Source organism: Neorhizobium sp. LjRoot104 (genome assembly GCF_964253725.1).
Taxonomy (GTDB): Bacteria; Pseudomonadota; Alphaproteobacteria; order Rhizobiales; family Rhizobiaceae; genus Neorhizobium.
In genome coordinates this window covers 518,731-541,533 of the sequence record NZ_CAXURS020000001.1, presented here as the reverse complement: position 1 = coordinate 541,533, position 22,803 = coordinate 518,731, and the positions used below count along the sequence as shown (strand labels likewise).

Sequence of the window (22,803 nt, the reverse complement as noted above, 5' to 3'; positions counted from 1 at the left end):
GATACGGCCCTTTTGTGTGATTTCTACTTGACATATTCATAGCTTTCCAGCTATACGACAATCCATAGCCAACGAGGTATGAATTCCAAGTGACGAACGCTCACGACGTGCTCTTCAGAACGCTCGCCGACCCGACGCGCCGAGCCATCTTCGAGCGGCTGTGCCGCGAAGGCGAGAAGACGGTCGGGGCTTTGACGGCGCAAGCCGGGGTTTCGCAGCCGGTCGTCTCGAAACATCTCGGCGTGCTGAAACAGGCCGGGCTGGTGCGTGACCGCCACCAAGGCCGCCAGACGCATTACAGCGCCCAGCTCGGCGCGCTCGCCCCCCTGGTCGACTGGACGAGCCAGATGGCCGGTTTCTGGCAAAACCGCTTCGACCGTCTCGAAGACCTGCTTAAGAGGATGGACCAATGAACGAGACCTCGACCGAAACACGCACCGTCGTCGTCGAACGCGAGATCCCCCACCCGGCGGAAAAGGTCTGGCGCGCGCTCACGCAACAGCACCTGATCGAGGAATGGCTGATGAAGAACGATTTCCAGCCGGTCGTGGGCCACCGTTTCAATCTTCGCGGCGAGTGGGGCGGCGTCCTGGACTGCGAAGTGCTGGCCGTGGAGCTCTACAGAAAGCTCTCCTACACCTGGGACCACGCGCATGACGATGCGGCCTACAATCTGAAAAGCGTGGTGACCCTGACCCTCACCCCGACCAGCACAGGAACCATTCTGCGCATGGAGCAGTCGGGCTTCCGCCCGGAGCAGAAGCTTGCCTACAACGGCGCCCGCCACGGGTGGCAGGGGTTTTTCGGAGCGCTGGAGACGGTTTTGGCGGGCCTAGACTGAGGCCTTGCGAGAGGCCTGACTTTTTAGAGAACGGTTGCGCCGTTCGTTTTCAGGGGAGGTATTATCGTTGAACTGGAACACGTTGACGCGGCAGGTCCACCGCTGGCTGTCGATTGTCTTTACGGTGACCGTCATCGCGAACTTCGTCGCCATGGGCCTCGGGGATCCGCCCATGTGGGTCGTCTACTCTCCCCTGTTCCCGCTGTTCCTGTTATTGTCGAGCGGTCTTTATCTGTTCGCGCTGCCATACGCCCGCCGCAGCGGGCAACGTACCGGCAGATAGGAGTGAACCCGGTGGTTGGAAAGACATCGGCAAAATCCGGGAAGGCCGCCAAGCCGGTATCCGCCGGGCACATCGCTGCGGAGCCCGCTCTCCTTTCGGGCGGCAACCCGCAGATCGCCAAGGGCTACGGCGACGCGCCCGTACAAGCCTATATCGCGGCCATGCCGGGCTGGAAAAGCGATGTCGGGCGCCGCCTCGACGCACTCGTCACCAGCACAGTCCCCAACGTCTACAAGGCGGTCAAATGGAATTCGCCGCTCTACGGCATCGAGGGTGACGGCTGGTTCCTCAGCGTCCATTGCTTCACGAACTATATCAAGCTGGCCTTCTTCCGCGGCACCTCGCTCAATCCAGTTCCTCCCGGGACGTCCAAAACCCCGCAGGCGCGCTACTTCCATATCCACGAGGGCGACGAGCTTGACGAAAGACAGCTCGCCGACTGGGTGAAGCAGGCCAGCCAATTGCCCGGCGAACGGATGTAGCGACGGGCGAACGGCGACAGCATGAAGAAAGCGACAACAACCATGGAAAGCATTTCGACGAACAAGGAACCCTCTCCGGCGCAGCTGATCGATGCGAGGATCCGCGAACTCGGCGACTGGCGGGGCGAGACGCTCGCGCGTGTCCGGTTGCTGATCAAGCAGGCCGAGCCTGACGTGATCGAGGAATGGAAATGGCGAGGGGTTCCGGTCTGGGAGCACTCGGGGATCATCTGCACCGGCGAGACCTATAAGGCCGCCGTGAAGCTCACCTTTGCCAAAGGGGCCTCGCTGGACGACCCTTCCGGCCTCTTCAACTCCAGCCTCGACGGAAATACCAGGCGTGCCATCGATTTTCACGAGGGCGACAGAATCGACGAAGAGGCCCTGAAGGCACTCATTCGTGCCGCCGTGGCGCTGAATGCCGCCCGCCCCCGAAAGAAGCCGAAAACTGCTTGAAAAGCATCGCGAAACAGCGGGGATCGATCCGCTTTCCGACGTCGCGATCAAGCGGCTCGAGTTGTCGGGCTTGCCCCGACCATCCGCGACGCCGGGGCCGCGGCGGTCGATATCCGGCAGGGGCTAGTCCATTTCCTGTACTTGCGGCTGCACGCCCGAGCGGCCAACACTCCGCCCATTCTCGACAAATGGGAGGAGAAAGACATGACAGCCGCAAGCAAATTCAAACCCACCCACTCGGTCCATTCGAATGCGATCGGCATTGCCAGATCGCTCGGGCCGGTCTTTGCCGCACGCGCCGCGAAGGCCGACGACGGCGATGCCTTTGTCGCCGAGAACTATCGTGACCTGCGCCACTCCGGCCTGATCGAGGCCGGCGTTCCAGCCGATCTCGGCGGCGGCGGCGCTGAGGTTCGCGAACTCTGCGACATGATCCGGGAGCTCGCGCATCATTGCGGCTCGACGGCGCTCGCCTTTTCGATGCACACGCATCAGGTGGCGATCCCGGCCTGGCGCTGGACCCATCAGAAGGCGGCGCCGGTGATGCCGCTTCTCAAACGCGTGGCGGCAGAACGGGTCGTCCTGCTGTCGAGCGGCGGCTCGGACTGGATCGAAGGGTCAGGCAAGGCCGAAAAGGTCGATGGCGGCTACCGGATCACCGCACGCAAGATCTTTACCTCCGGCTCGCCGGTCGGCGACATCCTGATGACCGGCGCGGTGTTCGACGAACCGGACGGGCCGAAGGTCCTGCATTTCGGCCTGCCGATGAACTCCCCGAAAGTCAAGGTTCTCGACACCTGGAAGGTGATGGGGATGCGCGGCACGGGTTCGAACGACGTGATGGTCGAGGGCCATGTGGTGCCGGAAGAAGCGGTGGCGCTGAAGCGCAACCAGGGTGAATGGCACATGCTTTTCCACATCATCTCGATGATCGCCTTCCCGCTGATCTACTCGGCCTATCTCGGCGTCGCCGAAAGCGCTCGCGACATCGCGGTCGAGATTGCGAAACGGAAGGCGCCGGATGCGCATGTGATCGAGCTTGCCGGGCGGATGGAGACCGAACTCAGGGCGGCGCAATACGCCCATGCCGGCATGATCGCGGCGGCCGAGCGCGGCGAACCTTCGCCGGCCACGACCAACGAGATCATGATCGGCCGCTCCCTGGTCGCCCGCCACGCGATCGCCGCGACGGAACTCGCCATGGAAACCGCGGGCGGCGCAGCCTTCTATCGGGACAAGGGCCTGGAACGCCGGTTCCGCGACATTCAGGGCGCCCGCTACCATCCCATGAGAACCGGAGCGCAGCAGGAATTTTCCGGCCGCATGGCCCTGGATCTCGACACGCTCAGGACCTTTTGAGACACAAAAAACTTGAGGTGGAGATGCACGGAACCCGCATAGGCTGTATTTTGCCCGAGAAATGAAGCAAGGGGAGCGATTTCAGCGCCAAGTTGCAACTTTTAAAATATGAAAATGCATATTTTGAGTTGACGAAATCGTGATCTTACCCCCTAATTCCCAGGGGTCTCTGAATGCGCCCCATAAACTACTTCCCGCCTTTCGATCCACCGAAAGGCGGGTTTTCTTTTTGGGGCCGAGCTTATCCCCTCTGGGCCTCAATCAGCCGGTGAATATATTCCAGCTTGACCATGACGGCCTGCGAAAGGACGAAGGGATAGAGATCCGGCTGGCCCATCGAGCGGTGGATGCTGTTGAGCGCCATGCTGAACGGCACCCAGGCGGAAACGAGCTGTTCGGCATCACGCGCCGCATAAGGGTTGAAAGCCACCTCCGCCGCCATTTCGGCATGGCCGCGCGGTTCGATCACCATGCCATAGGCGCGGGCGGTCTCCAACGTGTCGACGATATGCAGGTAGTGGGCGAAGCATTCGGCGAAATCTTCCCACGGATGGGTGCTGGCATAGGTGCTGATGTAGAAATCCTGCCAGCCCGGCGGCGGGCCCTGCTCGTAATTTCTCTGTAGTGCCGCGCCGTAATCGATCGTCTCGTCACCGAAGATGGCTCGGAATTCCTCGAGCCTGCCGCCGTCCCGCACCAGCTTGTCCCAGATGTAGTGACCTGTTTCATGGCGAAAATGTCCGAGCATGGTGCGATAAGGCTCGTTCATCGAGACCCGCACCTGCTCGCGGGTCGCATCGTCGGCCTCGGCGGCGCGGATCGCGATCAGGCCGTCCTCGTGGCCGGTCATGGCCGGCACGATGGTGCCGTCCGGCTGCACTTCGTCGATCAGGAAATCGAAAACGAGGCCGCCCTGCGGATCCTCCTCACGATTGGTGTGCGGCAGGTTCCAGCGCATCAGCGAGTAAAAGAGATGCCGCTGCGCCTGGCTGATGCGCCGCCATTGGCTGAGGCCGACCTCGGTCGAGGCGTCCGGAACCAGGCGGTTATGCCGGCAGGCAGGGCAGAACGGATGAGGATCGTCGGCGCTGACCGTCCAGTTGCAGATGTCCATCGCGGCATTGGCGCAGTGACGCACCTTGTAGTCGGGCCGGGCGACGAGATGCCATGTTCCCTCCCCTTCATCCTGCGCAAGCGCATGCATGGCCATATGCTCCGGGACGAAAGCCAGCCGGTGGCCGCAGTTCACGCAGGAGCGATTGTCGAAATGGATGGTCTGGCCGCAATGATCGCAGTCGTAGAGGCGCATGGAAGTTCCGTGAGTTTCAAAAGGGCGGATACAGAAAACCTGCTCCGGCCGGAGCCGGAACAGGTTCGCATTCTTAGCTGGTAAAGCAACCGTTACATGCGGTCGACAACACCCTTCGCCGCATCCTTGACCTTGCCCTTGGCCTGTTGCGCATGGCCCTTGGCTTCCTGGCCCGCGCCCTTTGCCTTGAGCTTCGGATTGTCGGTCATATCGCCGGCGGCCTGCTTGACCTTGCCGGCCATTTCGTTTGCCTTGCCGGCCATCTTGTCACTGGTGCTGCCCATCATGCTTCTCCTCGGTAAGGACGACCATCGTCCTTCTGGGAAAAGAACTCCCGGCCCGAGGCTTCGTTCCGGAAATCTTCTAAAATTGAACGATCAGGCGTGACCGGCTTCGCTGGAGAGCATTTCCGGGCTGACGCCGAGGAGGGCCAGGGCGCGTTCGTATTTGCCTTCCAGCGTCCTGTCGAAGATCAGCGCGTCGCTGGCAGGGCAATTCAGCCAGCCGTTGTTGGCGATCTCGAGTTCCAGCTGGCCGGCGCCCCACCCCGCGTAACCGAGCAGCATCGTGGCACGCGCCGGTCCCCGCCCGTCGCAGATGGCACGAATGATATCGAGCGTGGCGGTGAGAGAGATGTCGTCACTCACAGGGATGGAGGATTCGCTGACGAAATCGTCCGAATGCAGCACGAAACCGCGGCCAGTCTCCACCGGACCACCGGAAAGGATCGGCAGATCGCGGGTCTGCACCGGCAGCATGATCGCATCGGCCTGATCCATGATCTTCAGGTGGAGGAGAACGTCGGTGAACGAAATCTGCTGCGCGCGGTTGATGATGAAACCCATCGCGCCAGCCGACGAATGGGCGCAGATATAAACGACGGCACGGGTGAAATTGCTGTCCTGCATGCCCGGCATGGCAATCAGGAACTGTCCGTCCAGGAAGCCCCGTTCGCTCTTGTCCCCGAGGGTCGAGAAAGACATGATGCCTCCAGCCTGCCTTCCGGCCCGGCCAACGGGCTGGAGAGCGTCAATTGCAATTCCATCAAGATGGGGCAGTCGGCCGGATCAATCAACCGAAAATGATCGGTTCGCGCGGGCTCGTGACTGGTTCGGGCAAGACCAATCGGTTAAATGCTTGGTCGATGAAGAGAATTTCGCTGAACAGCATTCCGTCCCGCGCGCCTGCGGTGCTCGCCGCCTGCATCACTGCGGGCGCAGTCCTGGGTATTGCCTCGATGAGCTGCGCCGAGACCACGCCCTGGGCGACGAACGAGGGCGGCCGGATGCGGGTGGTGGCGATGCCGCCCGAGCCCGACGGCACGGTGCGGGGCGCGCTGCAGATCGAACCGAAGGCCGGCTGGATCACCTATTGGAAGGAACCGGGGGATGCCGGCATTCCGCCGCAGATGGTGTTTTCCAAGGCAAGCGGCGTGACGCTGAACAGCATGAGTTATCCCGTGCCGAAACGGATCGACAACGGCAAGCTGCGCGACATCGGCTACGACCATGCGGTCACCCTGCCCTTCGAGCTCAAGATGGAGGATCCCGGCAGGCCACTGAACCTCGGCGCCTCCGCCTTCGTCGGCCTTTGCCGCAATATCTGCATTCCGTTCCAGGCGGAATTCTCGCTGCAACTCGGAGCCACCAAGGGCACGCCCGTCGAAGAGGCGATGATCCTCAACGCGGCGGCCTCGAAACTTCCGGAACCGCCCTCGGACGATTTCGCCGTCACCTACTACGGGATGACGCACGGGCGCGACAAGCTGGCCCTGAAGCTGAAACTGCCGGCAGAGGCCTCGGAACCGCCGCAGGTGATCGTCACCGGACCGCAGGGCCACGTGCTCTTCGACGGCGTCAACGGCCGGCGCGACGGGGACGCTTACGCGCTCGACATGCCCGTCGGCAAATTGCCGAAGAACTACGACATCAAGGGCAAGCGCTGGGGCATTCTGGTGATCGCCGGCAACCGTGCCATGGAAACCTCGCTCGCCTTCGAGTGACGTCACGCCCTGGTGATCGGACCCGCTCCCGTGGGCCGGTTTCATAGCTGTCTTTCCCTTGTCTTGCGCCAAGTGCGCTCTATAGTGCGCCGCGAATGGCGGGCCGGAACCACGCGCTCGCCCAACCGAGGAGAGCCCCATGACGATTGCCATCGGCGATAAACTTCCCACCGCCAAGTTCAAGGAAAAGACCGCGGACGGTCCGGTGGAGATCACCACCGAACAGCTTTTCGACGGCAAGAAGGTCGTGCTTTTCGCGGTTCCCGGCGCGTTCACACCCACCTGCACGCTGAACCACCTGCCGGGCTATCTGGAAAACCGCGACGCGATCCTCTCCAGGGGAGTGGACGACATCGCCGTCCTCGCCGTCAACGACTGGCACGTGATGGGTGCGTGGGCGACCCAGACCGGCGGCCTCGGCAAGATCCACTTCCTGGCCGACTGGGACGGCGCCTTCACCAAGGCGCTCGGCCTCGACGCCGACCTTTCCGCCGGCGGCCTCGGCGTGCGCTCGAAGCGCTATTCGATGCTGGTCGAAAACGGCGTGGTGAAGTCCCTCAACGTCGAGGAAAGCCCCGGCCAGGCCACCGTCTCGGGCGCGGCCGCGATGCTGGAACAGCTCTGAGGTAAGAGTTGGCATCCCAATTGAGAGGGCGCCGGATGGTGCCCTTTTGTTTTCAGGCTGTTGCCGCGCTCGATACCCACTCGACTATGAGCTGAATGTGTGCGTGTAGTACGCGTGAGGCTGGGGCACATCATGAAATTGAAACTCGCTTTATTGCTGCTTGCGGCAGTCCCGGCAATATTGTCCGGCTGTGTGGCTTCTTCCGGAGAGAGCATTCCTGGACCAAGCGGCAAGGCGATGCGCGAAGCGAAATGTAACGGGTCGCCCCAGGGCTGCCTTAAAACAGCAGCTGATATCTGCAAAGGGCCGTATCAGGTGCTTGACAGCTCAAGCAATGCAGGTGGGCTGATAGCCGATATTTTACCTGGGCCAGTTACATGGTACCGTATGAGTTATGAGTGCGGCCGGTCAGACGGAAGAATGCCTTCTTTCCCTTTCAGAGGTCAAAGTTATAGCGCGCCGCCTATCGTAATGTCGGCTCCCAGGTCACCGACAACCACGAACTGCTACAGGTACGGCAATAGCGTAACCTGTAACAGCTACTGACAATCTCGCGCACACCTCCCAGCTCTTATCAAGCTTCGAGCGAATGGCCTCATTTTGAGGTGAACCGGCATTTAAAAGTCGCTAGTCGCGCCCTCTTTTCGCCATATTTGTTATAACATAACAGTAATGTTATTACATAAATGGCAGCTTCCATGAAACGACTTTCTCTCTCCTCCAGCCTGGTTGGCAGCTCGGCTCTTGGCCGCCTCGCCTACGTCGCGCTGCTCCTTGGCCTTCTCTGGCTGGCGATCGGCTGGGCGGCGATGCTGCCGTGAACGCCCTCCTCACGCTCGATAATCTCACGGTGACCTACGATCGCCATCCCGCCGTCCATCACGTATCGGGTTTCTTCCGGGCCGGCAGCCTGACCGCCATTGCCGGGCCGAACGGTGCCGGCAAATCGACGCTGATGAAGGCGATCATGGGCGAATTGCGGCCGGCGGAAGGTCGGCTGCGGCATCACCTCGCCCGCAGCGATTTCGGCTATCTGCCGCAGGCGGCGGATATCAATCGACGTTTTCCGATCTCGGTCCTCGATACGGTACTGCTCGGCGCGTGGCGGCATACGGGAGCCTTCAGGGCGAACGGACCGAAGGAACGCGCCCACGCGGCCGAGACACTCGCCGCTGTCGGCCTTGGCGGGTTCGAACGGCGGCCGATCAGCTCGCTTTCGGCCGGGCAGTTCCAACGGGTGCTGTTTGCGCGCCTCCTGCTTCAGGATGCGAAGGTCATCCTGCTCGACGAGCCGTTCACCGCGATCGACGCGCGCACCACGCAGGACCTGCTCGACATCGTGGCGCACTGGCATGGCGAGGGCCGCACCGTGATCGCCGTGCTGCACGACCTCGAACAGGTGCGGGCGCATTTTCCCGAGACCCTGCTTCTGGCCCGCGAATGCATCGCCTGGGGGCCGACGGCGGAGGTGATGTCGGCCGGCAACCTGCTCAAGGCGCGGATGATGGCCGAGCGATGGGACGACGGTGCCGGAACCTGCGAGCCGCCGGTCAGCGACGCGTCGAACAGCGGGGTGGTCGCATGAGTACCTACGATCTGCTGATCGCGCCGTTTGCCGACTACGGCTTCATGCGCCGGGCGCTGGTCGCCTGCCTGTGCCTGGCGCTCGGCTCGGGCCCGATCGGCGTCTTCCTGATGCTGCGGCGCATGAGCCTGATGGGCGATGCGATGAGCCATGCGGTGCTGCCGGGAGCGGCGATCGGCTATCTCGTCGCCGGCTCGCTGTCGCTGACCGCGATGGGAATCGGCGGGCTTGTGGCGGGTCTTTCCGTGGCTCTGCTTTCCGGCATCGTCAGCCGCGCCACCGTGCTTCAGGAGGATGCAAGCTTCGCAAGCTTCTACCTGACCTCACTGGCCCTGGGCGTGCTGATCGTCTCGCTGCGCGGTTCCAACATCGATCTGCTGCACGTGCTGTTCGGCACCATTCTTGCCATCGACGGCGCGGCACTCGCACTCATCGGCTCGATCACGTCGGTGACGCTCGTTGCCCTTGCCCTCGTCTACCGGCCGCTGGTGGCGGAATGTTTCGATCCGGGCTTTCTGCGCACCGTCGGCGGCCGCGGGCCGGTTTATCACGCGCTTTTCCTGCTGCTCGTGGTGCTGAACATGGTCGCAAGCTTCCAGGCGCTCGGCACGCTGATGGCGGTCGGGCTGATGATGCTGCCGGCGGCGGTGGCGCAGCTCTGGGGCCGCAGCCTGACCGCGATGATAACTCTTGCCGCCGTCACGGCCGCGATCTCCGGCTATGTCGGGCTGGTCGCCTCCTATCACCTCGAACTCGCCTCCGGCCCGACGATCATCATGACGGCAGCGGCGATCTACGGCTTTTCCATCCTCTTCGCACCGTCCGGCCTTGTCCGGCGGCTCTTCCCCCGCCCGCATCTCGCGGGCTGATTTTCAAGGAGACTTCGATGATATCCCGCCGACTGCTTCTCTCCGCCGCGCTTCCGGCGCTGATCATCCTTTCCGCAGCCCCGGCCTTCGCGGACACGCTCAAGGTCGTCGCCTCCTTCACGGTGCTCGGCGATGTCGTCTCCCAGGTGGGCGGCAAGCATGTGAAGGTGACGAACCTCGTCGGCCCGAACGGCGATCCCCATGAATTCGAGCCGTCGCCCACGGACGCCCGCAACCTCAAGGCGGCGCAGGTGGCCTTCGTCAGCGGCGAGGGCCTGGAAGGCTGGATGGACCGGCTGATCACGGCATCGGGCTACAAGGGCAGGCCGGTCGTGGTCTCGCAAGGCGTCAATACGCGCAGCATGGAGGAAGACGGCAGGATGGTCACCGATCCGCATGTGTGGAACAGCCCCGTCAACGTGAAAGTCTGGGTCGCCAACATCGAGAAGGCGCTGTCGGAGGCAGACCCCGCCGACGCGGGCGCCTTCAAGGCGAATGCCGAGGCCTATCTCCAGAAGCTCGACGCGATGAATGCCTACGCGCATTCCAAGTTCGACGCGGTGCCGGCCGACCGCCGCAAGGTGCTGACCAGCCACGACGCCTTCGGTTATTTCGGCCGCGAATACAATGTCAGCTTTTTGGCGCCGCTCGGCCTCTCGACCGAAACGGAAGCTTCCGCCGCCGACGTCGCCAAGCTGATCGAGCAGATCAAGGCGGAGGGCGTAAAAGCCTATTTCCTCGAAAACTCGAACGATCCGCGGCTGGTGAAGCAGATCGCCAAGGCGACGGCGGCCCAGCCGGGCGGCGAGCTTTATGTCGAATCGCTCTCGGACGCCAAGGGACCGGCGCCGACCTATGAAAAGATGTTCCGCTACAATGTCGAACAGATCGCCGCGGCGATGGCGAAATCGAGCTGACCCCGCAAGAGGAGGCTGCGGGCAGACCCCCGCGGCCTTTCCTCAGACCGCCATATCGAAAACCAGGAGCCCCGACAGACCGCCGTCCGCAGAACCGATGATCCGGTCGCCGACAACAATGTGGTCCGGATGGACGAGATAGGCGTCGCGCGCCTCGGGGTTCTCGAATGTCACGATGAAACCGTCGAGAAAGCCGCCATTCAGCCCTTCAGGCGAAACGTTCTGGCCGAATTTCACGTCGAGGATGCCGGGCGTGACATCCTTCAGCGCGGCAACCGCATCGTAGATCGACTGCTTGTCGGCCTGTTGAATGGCTGCCTTGAAGCGAACGAATACGCAATGCAGGATCATGAGCCGGCCTCCCGAGTTGTTTTGCGGCAGAATAGTGACTGATGCTCGGAGCGCAACCGCGGCTCAGGCGATTTCCAGAAGAAGCGCGCGGTGATCGGAGACTTCCGGCTCGGCGACCACATCAAAACTCTCGACCTTCACCTCCGGCGTCACCAGCAGGTAGTCCGCATAACGGCCTTCCTTCGGGTACCAGGACGTGCGGGTGTCTGTGAAGCTGCGCGAGGTGACGAGGTCGGTGAGGCCGAGGTTTCCGAGAATGGCGAAGGTCTCGCTGCCGGGCAGCAGATTGAGATCGCCGCAGACGACCAGTGGTTCACCCGGCTGCCAGACCTTTTCGATCAGCGCGACGAGAGCATGGGCCTGGGACAGCCGGGCCGGCGTATCGCCCTTGCCGGCGAGATCCCGCAGCCCGTGCATCTGCACGACGGTCACCTCCGAGCCTGTCTCGTAGCGGTGGATGCGGACGGCGTGGGCGTTGCGCGAGCGCGGATGCTCGCCCCAGCCGCCGGCCGAAAACTCTCCATGCACGAAACCGAGCTGCTGGCCGATGATAGGGAAAGAGCCGCGCACGAAAGTGGCGAGGCCGAATTCGGAGCCGACCTCCCGCTCACCCTCGAACAGCGTGCCGCGGGCGACCGGAGCGTACATCGCCTCACGGCCGGGCAGGACCGCCTTAACCTCCTCATAGAGGTTGCCCCGCTGCGGCAGTTCGAAGGCGCCGTCGCGGTAGGCCAGCCAGTCGGCGACCGCATCCGGCGTGCGGGTGACTTCCTGCAGGCAGAGCACATCCGGATCAGCCGCCTTGAGATATTGCATCAGCGGCGCGTGGACGCGGCCGCCCCAGGCGTTGAGGGAGATCAGGCGCAGGGTCATCGCTCAGCGCTCCGCGGAAACCATGAGGATCATCGGACGGTCCATCTCCTCGGCAAGTGCGGAATTGGCGGCAATCTGATCCGGCGAGGGATGCCATTCGATGACACGGCGGATGGCAAAACCGCCATCGATCAGCGTGTTCAGCGTCGTGCCGATGGTGCGGTGATATTTGACGACGCCCTTGGCGAGCCAGTCGGTCGTGCGCCGACCCTCGACCGAATAACCATCCACCGGCCAGAATCTCTGGCCCGCGTCATCCGTCCGCCAGCCGGGATTTTGGGAGGCCATGTAGATCGGGTGTTCGATGGTGAAAACATATTTTCCGCCCGGCACGAGGGCGGAATGAACCTCGGCCACCAGCCGGCCGAAATCCTCCAGGTAATGGAAGGCGAGCGAGCTGTAGGCGAGATCGAAAGCTGCCGCGGGCAGTTCGACCCGCTCCAGATCGGCGATCTCGTAAACGATGGCCGGATGAGCGTTTTCCGCCCGCGCCCTGGCAATCATGTTTTCCGAAAGATCGAGGCCGAGCACGGAGGCAGCGCCCTCCGCCGCCGCAAAACGGGAGAACCAGCCGAAACCGCAGCCGAGATCGAGGATGCGCAAGCCGTTCAGCGCGGGCAGCAATGTGCGGATCATCGGCCATTCGGCGGCGCCGGCAAGACCATGCACCGAGCGGCCGAGCTGGCTGTAGCCCTCGAAGAATTCCGGCGTGTCGTAGACGTTCTGGGCCATCGATTCTCTCCCAGGCTTGGTCGGCTATCTCTTCTTGAACGGCGCCATGCCGAGGCGCGCGAGCTCGTCGGCGCGCTCGTTTTCCGGATGGCCGGCATGGCCTTTCACCCAGTGCAGCGTCACCTTGTGCTTGTTGCGTGCTTCCTCGAGCTGCTGCCAGAGTTCGGCATTCTTCACCGGCTTCTTGTCGGCGGTCTTCCAGCCGTTCTTCTTCCAGCCGAAGATCCACTTGGATATGCCGTCCATCACATATTTGCTGTCGGTGTGAAGGTTGACCTCGCACGGGGTTTTCAGCGCGTTCAGCGCGGTGATCGCCGCCATCAGCTCCATGCGGTTGTTGGTCGTCTCGGCCTCGCCGCCGAACATTTCCTTTTCCGTCTCGCCATAACGCAGGATGGCGCCCCAGCCTCCCGGGCCGGGATTGCCGGAACAGGCGCCGTCGGTGAAAATCTCTACCTGCTTCATGATGCGGACGGTCTTTCCCCGGCCAGCCCGTATTCGGTGGCCGATGTGATCTGGCGGTGGAAGCGCAGCTTGCGCAGGTATTCGAGCGGATCCTTCTTGACGACCAGCGCGCCGGCCGGCGTCGTCAGCCAGTCGTAGAGCCGCGTCAGGAAAAACCGCAATGCCGAACCTCGGGCGAGGATCGGCATTGCCTCGATCTCCTGTACGCTGAGCGGACGGACGCTCTGGTAACCTTCGAGCAGCGCCTGGCCCTTGGTGAGATTGTAGGCGCCGTCCTTTTCGAAACACCAGGCATTCAGGCAGATCGATACGTCATAGGCCAAAAGGTCGTTGCAGGCGAAATAGAAGTCGATCAGGCCGGACAGCTCGTCGCCCAGGAAGAAGACATTGTCCTGGAAGAGATCGGCATGGATGACGCCGGCGGCCAGGTCCTTCGGCCAGTTGCGATCCAGGTGATCGAGTTCCGACGAGATCTCGTCCTGCAGGCCGGTTTCGACCTCGTCGGCGCGGTCGGCGGACTTTTCCCAAAGCGACTTCCAGCCCTCGACGGACAGCGAATTCGGGCGCGTCAGTTCGAAATCCTGGCCGGAAAGATGCATCCGGGCGAGCGCCTTGCCGACCTCGCGGCAGTGTTTCGCCTCCGGTTTCCTCAGCCACATGCCCTCGAGGAAGGAGATGAGCGCGGCCGGGCGACCGGACAGGGTGCCGTAGAGATTTCCGTCGTTACGCGGCAAGGGCAGCGGACAGGACAGGCCGCCGGCGGCCAGATGCTGCATCAGGCCGAGGAAAAACGGCAGGTCACGCTCATCCGTCCGCTTTTCGTAAAGCGTCAGGATCAGCGGATCGCGGGTCGTGTGCAGCAGGAAGTTCGAATTCTCGACGCCTTCGGCAATCCCCTTGTAGGAGGTCAGCTCGCCGACCTCGTATTCCGTCAGGAACCGCTTGAGGTCGTCTTCGGTGATATCGGTATAAACGGCCAAGGTGCTTCCCGCTGTGATTCTGCCGTGCAGAGAGGTGATCTGGCTTTCCTAGCGGCTCGCCCGGCCCTTCGCTAGAGCTCGGGGCGTTCGAAGCTGAAATCGAACCATCGGATCGACTTTTCCGGCTCCGCCGGACCGCTCCCTACCCATTCACCCATGCCATGTCCTCGACGGTCAAAGGCACGCCGCGCAGCTCGCGGTTGACGAGGAAGTTCTCGGTTTCCTCCGCCGTGATCGCCAGCTCGATCTCGGCATCGAAACGGTCCTTGAAGGCGGCGATGATCTCGTCGACGATGACTTCCGGGGCAGAGGCGCCGGCGGAAAGGCCGAGCGTGCCGATGCGGCCGATCTCGTCCCAGTTCAGTTCGGAGGCGCGCTGCACCAGGAGCGAACGCCTGGCCCCTGCCCTCAGTGCAACTTCGACCAGCCGTTTGGAATTCGACGAATTCGGAGCCCCGACGACGATGAAGAGATCGCAGCCGGGAGCCGCCTCCTTGACCGCTTCCTGGCGGTTGGTGGTGGCGTAGCAGATGCTGTCGGCAGCCGGCGCCGTGAGGTTCGGGAAACGCTCCTGCAGCTTGGCTATGACGCCTGCGGTGTCGTCCACCGAGAGCGTCGTCTGGGTGACGTAGCCGAGGTTGTCCGGATCTTCCGGGACATAGGCTTCCGCGTCGGCGATCGTGTCGATGAGCGACACCGTGCCGGGCGGCAGCTGGCCCATCGTGCCGATCACTTCCGGGTGGCCGGCATGGCCGATCAGCACCACATGGCGGCCGAGGCGCTGATGGCGCATGGCCTGCTTGTGGACTTTCGAGACCAGCGGGCAGGTCGCGTCGAGGTAGAAGAGATTGCGGGCCTGCGCATCCTCGGGCACCGATTTCGGCACGCCATGGGCCGAGAAGACGACCGGCTGCTCGCGGTGCTCGGCCGGGATCTCGTCGAGTTCCTCGACGAAGATGGCGCCCTTGGCTTCCAGTCCTTCGACCACATAACGGTTGTGGACGATCTCGTGGCGGACATAGACCGGCGCGCCATAGGCCTTCAGCGCCAGCACGACGATCTGGATCGCCCTGTCGACGCCGGCGCAGAAACCGCGCGGACCGCAGAGACGGATCTTGAGCGGGCTTTTTTCGGGTATGGATGATGCCATCAAATCAGGACGCCAGGACTGTCAGCACGAGAGCGGGAATGGCCGGGCCGCGCTGGATTGAGCAGGATGCGCGGCTTAACGGACCACGCGCCATATATAGCGGCAATGGTGACCCACACAAGAAAGAAGAGCTTCAATTTGGGGCCAAGGAGGGGATCGGGTCGCGCGCCACGTCTTCGAAGCGCGCGGGAAATCACGATCGTCGTCAACGCCTATGGAGCTTCGCCCGTCTTTATGAAATCACGGAAGGGCGTCGTAGCCCGGACCGAAGCCGGTCAGCTCGATCGGGATGCCGACCCGGTCCTGATCGGCGGATTCGCGCAGGGCAAACACGGCAGCCTTGCCGGCGCGCAGGATGCGCATCAGTTCCTCGTCGATCTCAACTTCCACATAACAGCCCTCCGAGAAGCAGCGGGTGAAATAGGCGCGGCCGATATTGTTGTTGTCGACATAGAGCTCCATGCCGTCTTTCAGGAGAACGCCGAGCGGCGCGAGAATGCGCAGAATGCGCGCCTTGCGGTCGGCGGTCTTGAGCACCACCACCGACAGGCCGACTTCCGGCCGGTCCTCGGCGATGACGTTCTGCATCAGCGCACATTGGTCGGCGGAAGCGCCGGCCGGCCGGTCGCAGATGATCGACCAGGCACCGTGATTCTCGCGCACGTTGCCGGGAGGCTGCGCCTGCTGCCCCGGAGCCTGCGGCGCCTGCCCGCCGTTGGCTGCCGGGCGCGGCGGCTGCGGTGCCGGCTTGGCGCCCTGTGTCGGCTGGGGTGCCGCGGGCCGCGGGCCGGGCTGCGGCTGCTGCGCCAACGCGGGAAGCGAAACGGCGGCTGCAAGCATCACGGCTAGACCGGCGCAGATCAGGGAGGGACGACCCATGGAAACCTCTGGAAGACGAATCAGTGCGGCTATTCTTGTCGTCCACCAGACGAAATGAAAAGCCCTGACCTCTTTCCAGTGGAGTACGGCGAAAGTGGGACCCGCCGGGGCGCGTGGCTCAGCCGTCACTTTTATCAAGAAAACGCCGGATTTTGGCCCCCGTGCGGTCTATAATGACGCGGCCAGGGGTGTGGAAGGCCCTTGGAATACGACCTCGGCCCGGCCGGAAAGGCGAGCTGCGCGCCCTGATTATCGGGGGATTCCGGGCTTTTGCGGGAGGCGCAAAATGCCGCACGGGCTTTTCCCGCCAGATATTGCGGCGGCAGGCAAACTGTGATTGAAGCAGACCATATAGCTTGGATTCTGCGTTCGGTTTGATCGAGATCAGACGCATGGGGAGATTTTAGTGATGAACAGGGCTTTTGCAGTGATGACGGCGCTCATCTGTCTGCTCTTTGCTTCCGCGGGTTTTGCGGACCAGCCGCACCCGTGGCAGATTGATTTCCAGGCGGCCGCAACGCCGATCATGCACCAGATCCGCTGGTTCAACCACTATACGCTGTGGTTCATCGTGCCGACCACGCTGCTGGTTCTGGCCCTGCTGGTCGTCGTCGTCGTGAAGTTCCGCGCCAGCGCCAATCCGGTACCGTCGCGCACAAGCCACAACACGGCGATCGAGATCATCTGGACGCTTGGCCCGGTTCTCATCCTCTTCTTCCTCGCCATTCCATCCTTCAACCTCCTGAATGCCCAGCTCGAAATTCCGGACTCGGACATGACGGTCAAGGCCACCGCCACCCAGTGGCAGTGGAACTACGAATATGAAGGCACGCCGGCGCCGGTCGCCTTCGACAGCTTCATGCTGAAGGACCAGGACCGCGCCGCCGCCGGCAAGACCGATGCTGCCGTCTATCCGCGCCTTCTTGCCGTCGACAACGAAATGATCATCCCGGTCAACAAGACCGTGCGTGTTCTGGTGACTGCCGCTCCGTCCGACGTTATCCACGCCTTCGCAATGCCGGCCTTCGGGGTCAAGATCGATGCCGTTCCTGGCCGCCTGAACGAAACCTGGTTCAAGGCCGAGAAGGAAGGTCTTTATTACGGCCAGTGCTCCGAACTGTGCGGCAAGGACCACGCGTACATGCCGATCGCCATCCGCGTCGTCTCGGAAGACAAGTACAAGACCTGGCTCGCAGCTGCTGCGACCGACCTGCCGGGCGCCTACAAGGCTCTCGTGGCTGCGGTCGACAAGCCTGCCGGCAATTTTGCCGTCGCGGCAAACGAATCCAAGTAATTCAGAGGAGTGAGGACAATGGCTGGACATTCCGCTCACGACGATCACGCACATGCTCGCACCTCCCACGACGATGCGCATGCTCACGACGATCATCATGGTCATTCGCACACGCCGACTTTTGCTCAGCGCTGGCTGTTTTCGACCAACCACAAGGACATCGGCACGCTCTACCTGATCTTCGCGATCATGGCGGGTATTCTCGGCGGCCTTCTTTCCGTTGCCATGCGCATGGAACTGCAGGAGCCGGGTATCCAGATCTTCCACGGTCTGGCATCGATGGTCTACGGTTTCGAAGGTGATGCCGCCATCGACGGCGGCAAGCACATGTTCAACGTGTTCACCACCGGCCACGCGCTGATCATGATCTTCTTCATGGTCATGCCGGCGATGATCGGCGGTTTCGCCAACTGGATGGTGCCGATCATGATCGGCGCGCCGGACATGGCCTTCCCGCGCCTGAACAACATTTCCTTCTGGCTGCTCGTGCCGGCCTTCCTGCTCCTGCTGCTTTCGATGTTCGTCGAAGGTCCGGCAGGCGCATACGGCGTCGGCGGCGGCTGGACCATGTATCCGCCGCTTGCGACGATGGGCCATCCGGGTCCGGCGGTCGATCTTGCGATCTTCTCGCTGCACGTCGCCGGCGCGTCCTCGATCCTCGGTGCGATCAACTTCATCACCACGATCCTGAACATGCGCGCTCCGGGCATGACGCTGCACAAGATGCCGCTGTTTGCCTGGGCCGTTCTGGTCACCGCATTCCTGCTGCTGCTGTCGCTGCCGGTTCTGGCGGGCGCCATCACCATGCTTCTGACCGACCGCAACTTCGGCACGACCTTCTTCGCGCCGGAAGGCGGCGGCGACCCGATCCTCTACCAGCACCTGTTCTGGTTCTTCGGTCACCCGGAAGTGTACATCCTGATCCTGCCCGGCTTCGGCATTATCAGCCACATCGTCTCGACCTTCTCCAAGAAGCCGGTCTTCGGTTATCTCGGCATGGCCTATGCCATGGTCGCGATCGGCGCCGTCGGCTTCATCGTCTGGGCCCATCACATGTACACGGTCGGCCTGTCGCTCGACGCGCAGCGCTATTTCGTGTTCGCGACGATGGTCATCGCGGTTCCGACCGGCATCAAGATCTTCTCCTGGATCGCGACGATGTGGGGCGGTTCGCTGACCTTCTCGACACCGATGATCTGGGCGATCGGCTTCATCTTCCTGTTCACCGTCGGCGGCGTCACGGGCGTCCAGCTCGCCAATGCCGGCCTCGACCGTTCGCTGCATGACACCTATTACGTCGTGGCCCACTTCCACTACGTTCTGTCGCTCGGCGCGGTCTTCGCCATCTTCGCGGCCTGGTACTACTGGTTCCCGAAGATGTTCGGCTACATGTATAACGAAAAGATCGGCAAAGCGCATTTCTGGGTCATGTTCATCGGCGTCAACCTGGTGTTCTTCCCGCAGCACTTCCTCGGGCTGGCCGGCATGCCGCGCCGTTACATCGACTATCCGGATGCATTCGCCGGCTGGAACTACATTTCCTCTCTCGGCTCCTACGTCTCCTTCGTCGGTGTGCTGATCTTCCTCTATGGCGTCTGGGAAGCCTTCGCGAAGAAGCGCGTCGCCGGCGACAATCCGTGGGGCGAAGGTGCGACCACGCTGGAATGGCAGCTTTCTTCGCCGCCGCCGTACCACCAGTGGGAACAGCTGCCGCGCATCAAGTAAGCGGGCAATCTTTGAAGAAGGGCATCGCGGCAACCGCGATGCCCTGAAATACCAGACAGGACGGTTTAATGACGGTTATGGACAATCACGACGCTCTTGGCACCGATGGAGGCTCGCGCCTCTCGGAGGCGAGCGCGCGCGATTTCTTCGAACTCCTGAAGCCGCGGGTGATGTCGCTCGTGGTCTTCACCGCATTCGCCGGCCTCATTCTCGCGCCCGGTCAGATCAATCCGGTCCTCGGCGTGATTTCCATTCTCTGCATCGCCGTCGGCGCCGGCGCCTCCGGTGCGCTCAACATGTGGTATGACGCCGATATCGACGCCGTCATGACCCGCACCGCCAAGCGCCCGATCCCGGCCGGTCGCATCCTGCCGCAGGAAGCGCTCGCCTTCGGCCTGACGCTCTCGGTCTTCTCGGTCGTCATCCTCGGCCTTGCGGTCAACTGGTTCTCCGCCGGCCTGCTGGCGTTCACGATCTTCTTCTACGCCGTCGTCTACACGATGTGGCTGAAGCGCTCGACGCCGCAGAATATCGTCATCGGCGGCGCCTCCGGCGCGTTTCCGCCGATGATCGGCTGGGCCTGCGTCACGGGCGGCGTCTCGCTCGACAGCATCCTGCTTTTCCTGATCATCTTCCTGTGGACCCCGGCGCATTTCTGGGCGCTCGCGCTCTTCAAGATGCGCGACTACGGCTCCGTCGGCGTGCCGATGATGCCCAATGTCGCGGGCGAGGCCTCCACCAAGAACCAGATCATCGTCTACGCGGTGCTGACGGCGGTGATCGCGGTTGTACCGACCTTCACCGGCCTTGCCGGCCTCGGTTACGGCATTTTCGCCGCCGTGCTCGGCGCGATCTTCGTCATCTGTTCCATCGCCGTCCGGCGCATGCCCGACGGCGACGAGAAGATGATGCCGGCGAAGAAGATGTTCGCCTATTCGATCTTCTATCTGTTCGCGATCTTCTCGGGCCTGCTGGCCGACCGGCTGCTGGCCGGGTTGCCGCACTTCGTGGGAGGCCTGCTGTGATGGAGACCGTCAAGCTCAGCGAAGCCCAGAGGAAGTCGCGCCGCAACCGCAATATCGCGCTCGGCATCGTCCTTGCCGGGCTCGTGGTCCTCTTCTACATCATGACGCTGGTGAAAATCGGCGGAGTCGGGAACTAGGGTGGAGCGATGACGGACGTGGTTCGGAACGGTCAGGCGCAGAACGGTCAGGTAAAGCGGGTCAGCAACAGCGCGATCTTCGCCGGCTGTGCCGTTTTTGTGGCCGGCATGGTCGGTGCCGCCTATGCTTCCGTGCCGCTCTATCGCCTGTTCTGCCAGGTCACCGGCTATAACGGCACGACCCAGCGCGTCGAGCAGTATTCCGACAAGATCCTGAACAAGCCGATCCAGGTCACGTTCGACGCCAACATCTCGCCGGGCCTGAACTGGGAGTTCAAGCCCGCCAAGACGGTCAACCCGAAGATCGGCGAGACCGTACAGATCGAATATACCGCGACCAACCGCTCGTCGAAGCCGACGACGGGGAGCGCCGTGTTCAACGTGACGCCGATGGAAGCCGGCGCCTATTTCAACAAGGTCGAGTGCTTCTGCTTCACCGAGCAGACGCTGCAGCCCGGCCAGTCGGTTCAGATGCCGGTGGTGTTCTTCGTTGACCCGGAGATCGCCACGGCCCAAGAGACCAAGAACATCAAGACGATCACCCTGTCCTACACCTTCTATCCGAGCGAACCGTCCAAACCGGTTGCCGCTCTGCCGGAAGGCCAGAAGACGGGCACAGGGAAACTTTAAGAGGGTTCGCCGGTTTTCCGGCGAAGCAGGCATTCATCCGGGGATTCTGACATGGCCGACGCGCATCAGAAAAATCACGACTACCACATCATCGATCCGAGCCCGTGGCCGATCCTGGCTTCACTTGGCGCCTTCGTCATGACCTTTGGCGGCGTCGGCTACATGCGCTATCTGCATGGCGGCCAATTCCACATCTTCGGTCTGGATCTTGCCACGCCGTGGCTGTTCTACATCGGCCTTGCCATCATCCTCTACACGATGGTCGGCTGGTGGGCGGACACGATCAAGGAAGGCAATTCCGGCGCGCATACCCGCGTCGTGTCGCTGCACCTGCGCTACGGCATGATCATGTTCATCGCTTCCGAAGTGATGTTCTTCGTCGCCTGGTTCTGGGCTTTCTTCGATGCGAGCCTTTATGCCAACGAGGCGATCCAGGCTACCCGCGTCGAGTTCCTCGGTGGTCAGTGGCCGCCGAAGGGCGTCGAGGTGCTCGATCCGTGGCACCTGCCGATCTACAACACGATCATCCTGCTTCTGTCCGGCACCTGCGTCACCTGGGCTCACCATGCGCTGCTGCACGGCGACCGCAAGGGTCTGATCACCGGCCTCTCGCTCACCGTCGCGCTCGGCATCCTGTTCTCCTGCGTCCAGGCTTACGAATACATCCACGCGCCGTTCGCCTTCTCGAACTCGATCTACGGCGCGACCTTCTTCATGGCGACCGGCTTCCACGGTTTCCACGTTCTGGTCGGCACGATCTTCCTGCTGGTCTGCCTGCTGCGCGCGGTTGCCGGCGGCTTCACGCCCACCCAGCATTTCGGCTTCGAAGCGGCCGCCTGGTACTGGCACTTCGTCGACGTGGTCTGGCTGTTCCTGTTCTTCGCCATCTACATCTGGGGTGGCTGGGGCGCACCGCTCGCCCACTGATCGAGAGGACATGAATTCGGGAAGGGCGGCGATGAGCCGCCCTTCTGCTTTTTGAGGATTGATACGAATGGCGACCAAGGCTCCCTTTCCAACCGCATCGGATAAAACACCCGGCCGTGGCCGGGTGATCGCGACCGCCGTCGCGGTGCTGGCGGCGCTTGCCATCCTGTTGTCGCTGGGCACCTGGCAGGTGGAGCGGCTGCATTGGAAGGAAGCCCTGCTCGCCGATATCGCGGAGCGGCGGGCGGCGGCACCGGTTACGCTTTCCGATATCGAGGCGATCCGGACGTCCGGAGGCGATATCGAATACCGCCGGGTGTCGGTCACCGGGATATTCGATCATGCCAGGGAGCGGCATTTCTTCGCGACCTTCAACGGCCAGACCGGATTCTACATCTATACCCCGATGACGCTCTCCGACGGCCGCATCCTGTTCGTCAACCGAGGTTTCGTGCCCTACGAGATGAAGGACCCGAAGACCCGTACCGCCGGGCAGGCTGTCGGCCAGCAGACCGTCACCGGTTATGCGCGGGTGCGGCTTGGCGAAAAGCCGTCCTCCATCGTGCCGGACAACGATAGGGTGAAGAACATCTTCTACTGGAAGGATCTCGATGCCATGGCCTCCACCACCGGGATCGACCCCGCCGGAGTCGTGCAGTTCTTCGTGGATGCCGACGCGTCGGTCTCCAATACGGGCGGCTGGCCGAAAGGCGGCGTCACCCAGTTCGACCTCCCCAACAGCCACCTGCAATATGCCGTGACCTGGTACGGGCTTGCCGCAGCCCTGGTTGCCGTCGTCATCGGCATGATCTTCCGCCGCAAACGCGCCTGACCCGCAGGATAGGCTTGCTTCGGTCCCTCCCCAGACCTACATCGGTTGGAACAGAGCGCGCGTCTTCCAAAAGGG

At 62.5% G+C, this 22,803-nt stretch carries 29 protein-coding genes; 19 read left to right on the top strand and 10 right to left on the bottom strand.

Features of this window, described 5'->3' with window-relative positions; translation table 11 throughout:
- Nucleotides 1–89 precede the first annotated feature (89 nt).
- The 6 genes from ACSQ8R_RS02605 (at nucleotide 90) to ACSQ8R_RS02580 (ending at nucleotide 3,421) form a co-directional block, all read left to right on the top strand.
- Nucleotides 90–413 carry an ArsR/SmtB family transcription factor gene (locus ACSQ8R_RS02605; protein WP_436251951.1) on the top strand — a complete coding sequence of 108 codons (324 nt, stop codon included), beginning with the start codon at nucleotides 90–92 and terminating at the stop codon, nucleotides 411–413.
- Nucleotides 410–841: an SRPBCC family protein gene (locus ACSQ8R_RS02600; protein ID WP_436251950.1), complete on the top strand. Its 432-nt coding sequence runs from the start codon at nucleotides 410–412 to the stop codon at nucleotides 839–841. Before ACSQ8R_RS02605 ends, ACSQ8R_RS02600 begins: the two co-directional genes overlap by 4 nt.
- 67 nt (nucleotides 842–908) lie before the next feature.
- Nucleotides 909–1,124, top strand: a complete 216-nt coding sequence (locus tag ACSQ8R_RS02595; RefSeq protein WP_436251949.1) for a hypothetical protein — start codon at nucleotides 909–911, stop codon at nucleotides 1,122–1,124.
- An 11-nt stretch (nucleotides 1,125–1,135) separates the two neighbouring features.
- A complete protein-coding gene (locus ACSQ8R_RS02590; RefSeq protein WP_436251948.1) occupies nucleotides 1,136–1,606 on the top strand; it encodes a DUF1801 domain-containing protein in 471 nt (156 codons plus the stop codon).
- 21 nt (nucleotides 1,607–1,627) lie between these two features.
- Entirely contained in the window at nucleotides 1,628–2,062 is a 435-nt protein-coding gene (locus ACSQ8R_RS02585) for a DUF1801 domain-containing protein (RefSeq protein ID WP_436251947.1), read from the top strand.
- Between the two features lie 204 nt (nucleotides 2,063–2,266).
- Nucleotides 2,267–3,421: an acyl-CoA dehydrogenase family protein gene (locus ACSQ8R_RS02580; RefSeq protein WP_436251946.1), complete on the top strand. Its 1,155-nt coding sequence runs from the start codon at nucleotides 2,267–2,269 to the stop codon at nucleotides 3,419–3,421.
- A 241-nt stretch (nucleotides 3,422–3,662) separates the two neighbouring features.
- Here ACSQ8R_RS02580 and ACSQ8R_RS02575 read toward each other — a convergent pair whose 3' ends face one another.
- From ACSQ8R_RS02575 to ACSQ8R_RS02565, 3 genes are all read right to left on the bottom strand, one after another.
- On the bottom strand, nucleotides 3,663–4,730 hold the full coding sequence (locus ACSQ8R_RS02575; RefSeq protein ID WP_436251945.1) for a zinc-binding metallopeptidase family protein: 1,068 nt from the start codon (nucleotides 4,728–4,730) through the stop codon (nucleotides 3,663–3,665).
- Nucleotides 4,731–4,822: 92 nt separating this feature from the next.
- Complete coding sequence (locus tag ACSQ8R_RS02570) at nucleotides 4,823–5,014, bottom strand: CsbD family protein (RefSeq protein WP_105418803.1); 192 nt, start codon at nucleotides 5,012–5,014, stop codon at nucleotides 4,823–4,825.
- 93 nt (nucleotides 5,015–5,107) lie between these two features.
- The gene (locus tag ACSQ8R_RS02565; protein WP_436251944.1) at nucleotides 5,108–5,713 is read right to left on the bottom strand and encodes a YqgE/AlgH family protein; all 606 of its coding nucleotides are present in this window, start codon (nucleotides 5,711–5,713) and stop codon (nucleotides 5,108–5,110) included.
- Nucleotides 5,714–5,874: 161 nt separating this feature from the next.
- Here ACSQ8R_RS02565 and ACSQ8R_RS02560 point away from each other — a divergent pair, with 161 nt between their 5' ends.
- The 6 genes from ACSQ8R_RS02560 to ACSQ8R_RS02535 all read left to right on the top strand — a co-directional run bounded on the left by ACSQ8R_RS02560 (nucleotide 5,875) and on the right by ACSQ8R_RS02535 (nucleotide 10,728).
- Nucleotides 5,875–6,732, top strand: coding sequence for a protein-disulfide reductase DsbD domain-containing protein (locus tag ACSQ8R_RS02560; protein ID WP_436251943.1), 858 nt, complete (start codon nucleotides 5,875–5,877; stop codon nucleotides 6,730–6,732).
- Nucleotides 6,733–6,871: 139 nt separating this feature from the next.
- Nucleotides 6,872–7,357 (top strand): peroxiredoxin, encoded by a 486-nt coding sequence (locus ACSQ8R_RS02555; protein WP_007769116.1) that lies wholly within the window; start codon nucleotides 6,872–6,874, stop codon nucleotides 7,355–7,357.
- 698 nt (nucleotides 7,358–8,055) lie between these two features.
- Nucleotides 8,056–8,178, top strand: a complete 123-nt coding sequence (locus tag ACSQ8R_RS02550) for a hypothetical protein (RefSeq protein ID WP_436251942.1) — start codon at nucleotides 8,056–8,058, stop codon at nucleotides 8,176–8,178.
- On the top strand, nucleotides 8,175–8,942 hold the full coding sequence (locus tag ACSQ8R_RS02545; RefSeq protein WP_436251941.1) for a metal ABC transporter ATP-binding protein: 768 nt from the start codon (nucleotides 8,175–8,177) through the stop codon (nucleotides 8,940–8,942). Before ACSQ8R_RS02550 ends, ACSQ8R_RS02545 begins: the two co-directional genes overlap by 4 nt.
- Complete coding sequence (locus ACSQ8R_RS02540; protein ID WP_436251940.1) at nucleotides 8,939–9,811, top strand: metal ABC transporter permease; 873 nt, start codon at nucleotides 8,939–8,941, stop codon at nucleotides 9,809–9,811. The genes ACSQ8R_RS02545 and ACSQ8R_RS02540 overlap by 4 nt, the downstream gene beginning before the upstream one ends.
- Nucleotides 9,812–9,828: 17 nt before the next feature.
- Complete coding sequence (locus tag ACSQ8R_RS02535; RefSeq protein ID WP_436251939.1) at nucleotides 9,829–10,728, top strand: metal ABC transporter substrate-binding protein; 900 nt, start codon at nucleotides 9,829–9,831, stop codon at nucleotides 10,726–10,728.
- Nucleotides 10,729–10,770: 42 nt separating this feature from the next.
- Here ACSQ8R_RS02535 and ACSQ8R_RS02530 read toward each other — a convergent pair whose 3' ends face one another.
- The 7 genes from ACSQ8R_RS02530 to ACSQ8R_RS02500 form a co-directional block, all read right to left on the bottom strand.
- Nucleotides 10,771–11,079 (bottom strand): Dabb family protein, encoded by a 309-nt coding sequence (locus ACSQ8R_RS02530; protein WP_436251938.1) that lies wholly within the window; start codon nucleotides 11,077–11,079, stop codon nucleotides 10,771–10,773.
- Nucleotides 11,080–11,142: 63 nt separating this feature from the next.
- Complete coding sequence (locus ACSQ8R_RS02525; RefSeq protein ID WP_436251937.1) at nucleotides 11,143–11,952, bottom strand: endonuclease/exonuclease/phosphatase family protein; 810 nt, start codon at nucleotides 11,950–11,952, stop codon at nucleotides 11,143–11,145.
- Between the two features lie 3 nt (nucleotides 11,953–11,955).
- Nucleotides 11,956–12,684, bottom strand: a complete 729-nt coding sequence (locus ACSQ8R_RS02520; protein WP_436251936.1) for a class I SAM-dependent methyltransferase — start codon at nucleotides 12,682–12,684, stop codon at nucleotides 11,956–11,958.
- Between the two features lie 24 nt (nucleotides 12,685–12,708).
- Entirely contained in the window at nucleotides 12,709–13,149 is a 441-nt protein-coding gene (gene rnhA / locus ACSQ8R_RS02515) for a ribonuclease HI (RefSeq protein ID WP_436251935.1), read from the bottom strand.
- A complete protein-coding gene (locus tag ACSQ8R_RS02510; protein ID WP_436251934.1) occupies nucleotides 13,146–14,129 on the bottom strand; it encodes a homoserine kinase in 984 nt (327 codons plus the stop codon). Before ACSQ8R_RS02510 ends, rnhA begins: the two co-directional genes overlap by 4 nt.
- A 142-nt stretch (nucleotides 14,130–14,271) precedes the next feature.
- Nucleotides 14,272–15,279: a 4-hydroxy-3-methylbut-2-enyl diphosphate reductase gene (gene ispH, locus ACSQ8R_RS02505; RefSeq protein ID WP_436251933.1), complete on the bottom strand. Its 1,008-nt coding sequence runs from the start codon at nucleotides 15,277–15,279 to the stop codon at nucleotides 14,272–14,274.
- Nucleotides 15,280–15,519: 240 nt separating this feature from the next.
- Complete coding sequence (locus ACSQ8R_RS02500; RefSeq protein ID WP_436251932.1) at nucleotides 15,520–16,158, bottom strand: invasion associated locus B family protein; 639 nt, start codon at nucleotides 16,156–16,158, stop codon at nucleotides 15,520–15,522.
- Between the two features lie 409 nt (nucleotides 16,159–16,567).
- On the opposite strand from ACSQ8R_RS02500, the gene coxB reads away from it, so the two are divergent.
- The 7 genes from coxB to ACSQ8R_RS02465 all read left to right on the top strand — a co-directional run bounded on the left by coxB (nucleotide 16,568) and on the right by ACSQ8R_RS02465 (nucleotide 22,728).
- Nucleotides 16,568–17,452, top strand: coding sequence for a cytochrome c oxidase subunit II (gene coxB / locus ACSQ8R_RS02495; RefSeq protein ID WP_436251931.1), 885 nt, complete (start codon nucleotides 16,568–16,570; stop codon nucleotides 17,450–17,452).
- An 18-nt stretch (nucleotides 17,453–17,470) separates the two neighbouring features.
- Complete coding sequence (gene ctaD / locus ACSQ8R_RS02490; RefSeq protein ID WP_436251930.1) at nucleotides 17,471–19,177, top strand: cytochrome c oxidase subunit I; 1,707 nt, start codon at nucleotides 17,471–17,473, stop codon at nucleotides 19,175–19,177.
- Nucleotides 19,178–19,245: 68 nt separating this feature from the next.
- Nucleotides 19,246–20,202 carry a heme o synthase gene (locus ACSQ8R_RS02485; protein WP_436251929.1) on the top strand — a complete coding sequence of 319 codons (957 nt, stop codon included), beginning with the start codon at nucleotides 19,246–19,248 and terminating at the stop codon, nucleotides 20,200–20,202.
- Nucleotides 20,202–20,339 carry a hypothetical protein gene (locus tag ACSQ8R_RS02480; RefSeq protein WP_436251928.1) on the top strand — a complete coding sequence of 46 codons (138 nt, stop codon included), beginning with the start codon at nucleotides 20,202–20,204 and terminating at the stop codon, nucleotides 20,337–20,339. The genes ACSQ8R_RS02485 and ACSQ8R_RS02480 overlap by 1 nt, the downstream gene beginning before the upstream one ends.
- 9 nt (nucleotides 20,340–20,348) lie before the next feature.
- Nucleotides 20,349–20,969, top strand: coding sequence for a cytochrome c oxidase assembly protein (locus ACSQ8R_RS02475; RefSeq protein WP_436251927.1), 621 nt, complete (start codon nucleotides 20,349–20,351; stop codon nucleotides 20,967–20,969).
- Between the two features lie 51 nt (nucleotides 20,970–21,020).
- On the top strand, nucleotides 21,021–21,896 hold the full coding sequence (locus ACSQ8R_RS02470; RefSeq protein WP_436251926.1) for a cytochrome c oxidase subunit 3: 876 nt from the start codon (nucleotides 21,021–21,023) through the stop codon (nucleotides 21,894–21,896).
- A gap of 67 nt (nucleotides 21,897–21,963) precedes the next feature.
- On the top strand, nucleotides 21,964–22,728 hold the full coding sequence (locus ACSQ8R_RS02465; protein ID WP_436251925.1) for an SURF1 family protein: 765 nt from the start codon (nucleotides 21,964–21,966) through the stop codon (nucleotides 22,726–22,728).
- Nucleotides 22,729–22,803 lie beyond the last annotated feature (75 nt).

Excerpts from the sequence above, each read along its gene's own strand:
- ACSQ8R_RS02600 (WP_436251950.1), top strand. The coding sequence starts at position 410 with ATGAACGAGACCTCGACCGAAACACGCACCGTCGTCGTCGAACGCGAG.
- ACSQ8R_RS02585 (WP_436251947.1), top strand. The coding sequence starts at position 1,628 with ATGAAGAAAGCGACAACAACCATGGAAAGCATTTCGACGAACAAGGAA.
- ACSQ8R_RS02580 (WP_436251946.1), top strand. The coding sequence starts at position 2,267 with ATGACAGCCGCAAGCAAATTCAAACCCACCCACTCGGTCCATTCGAAT.
- ACSQ8R_RS02575 (WP_436251945.1), bottom strand. The coding sequence starts at position 4,730 with ATGCGCCTCTACGACTGCGATCATTGCGGCCAGACCATCCATTTCGAC.
- ACSQ8R_RS02570 (WP_105418803.1), bottom strand. The coding sequence starts at position 5,014 with ATGGGCAGCACCAGTGACAAGATGGCCGGCAAGGCAAACGAAATGGCC.
- ACSQ8R_RS02565 (WP_436251944.1), bottom strand. The coding sequence starts at position 5,713 with ATGTCTTTCTCGACCCTCGGGGACAAGAGCGAACGGGGCTTCCTGGAC.
- ACSQ8R_RS02560 (WP_436251943.1), top strand. The coding sequence starts at position 5,875 with ATGAAGAGAATTTCGCTGAACAGCATTCCGTCCCGCGCGCCTGCGGTG.
- ACSQ8R_RS02555 (WP_007769116.1), top strand. The coding sequence starts at position 6,872 with ATGACGATTGCCATCGGCGATAAACTTCCCACCGCCAAGTTCAAGGAA.
- ACSQ8R_RS02550 (WP_436251942.1), top strand. The coding sequence starts at position 8,056 with ATGAAACGACTTTCTCTCTCCTCCAGCCTGGTTGGCAGCTCGGCTCTT.
- ACSQ8R_RS02540 (WP_436251940.1), top strand. The coding sequence starts at position 8,939 with ATGAGTACCTACGATCTGCTGATCGCGCCGTTTGCCGACTACGGCTTC.
- ACSQ8R_RS02535 (WP_436251939.1), top strand. The coding sequence starts at position 9,829 with ATGATATCCCGCCGACTGCTTCTCTCCGCCGCGCTTCCGGCGCTGATC.
- ACSQ8R_RS02530 (WP_436251938.1), bottom strand. The coding sequence starts at position 11,079 with ATGATCCTGCATTGCGTATTCGTTCGCTTCAAGGCAGCCATTCAACAG.
- ACSQ8R_RS02525 (WP_436251937.1), bottom strand. The coding sequence starts at position 11,952 with ATGACCCTGCGCCTGATCTCCCTCAACGCCTGGGGCGGCCGCGTCCAC.
- ACSQ8R_RS02520 (WP_436251936.1), bottom strand. The coding sequence starts at position 12,684 with ATGGCCCAGAACGTCTACGACACGCCGGAATTCTTCGAGGGCTACAGC.
- rnhA (WP_436251935.1), bottom strand. The coding sequence starts at position 13,149 with ATGAAGCAGGTAGAGATTTTCACCGACGGCGCCTGTTCCGGCAATCCC.
- ispH (WP_436251933.1), bottom strand. The coding sequence starts at position 15,279 with ATGGCATCATCCATACCCGAAAAAAGCCCGCTCAAGATCCGTCTCTGC.
- ACSQ8R_RS02500 (WP_436251932.1), bottom strand. The coding sequence starts at position 16,158 with ATGGGTCGTCCCTCCCTGATCTGCGCCGGTCTAGCCGTGATGCTTGCA.
- coxB (WP_436251931.1), top strand. The coding sequence starts at position 16,568 with ATGAACAGGGCTTTTGCAGTGATGACGGCGCTCATCTGTCTGCTCTTT.
- ctaD (WP_436251930.1), top strand. The coding sequence starts at position 17,471 with ATGGCTGGACATTCCGCTCACGACGATCACGCACATGCTCGCACCTCC.
- ACSQ8R_RS02485 (WP_436251929.1), top strand. The coding sequence starts at position 19,246 with ATGACGGTTATGGACAATCACGACGCTCTTGGCACCGATGGAGGCTCG.
- ACSQ8R_RS02480 (WP_436251928.1), top strand. The coding sequence starts at position 20,202 with ATGGAGACCGTCAAGCTCAGCGAAGCCCAGAGGAAGTCGCGCCGCAAC.
- ACSQ8R_RS02475 (WP_436251927.1), top strand. The coding sequence starts at position 20,349 with ATGACGGACGTGGTTCGGAACGGTCAGGCGCAGAACGGTCAGGTAAAG.
- ACSQ8R_RS02470 (WP_436251926.1), top strand. The coding sequence starts at position 21,021 with ATGGCCGACGCGCATCAGAAAAATCACGACTACCACATCATCGATCCG.
- ACSQ8R_RS02465 (WP_436251925.1), top strand. The coding sequence starts at position 21,964 with ATGGCGACCAAGGCTCCCTTTCCAACCGCATCGGATAAAACACCCGGC.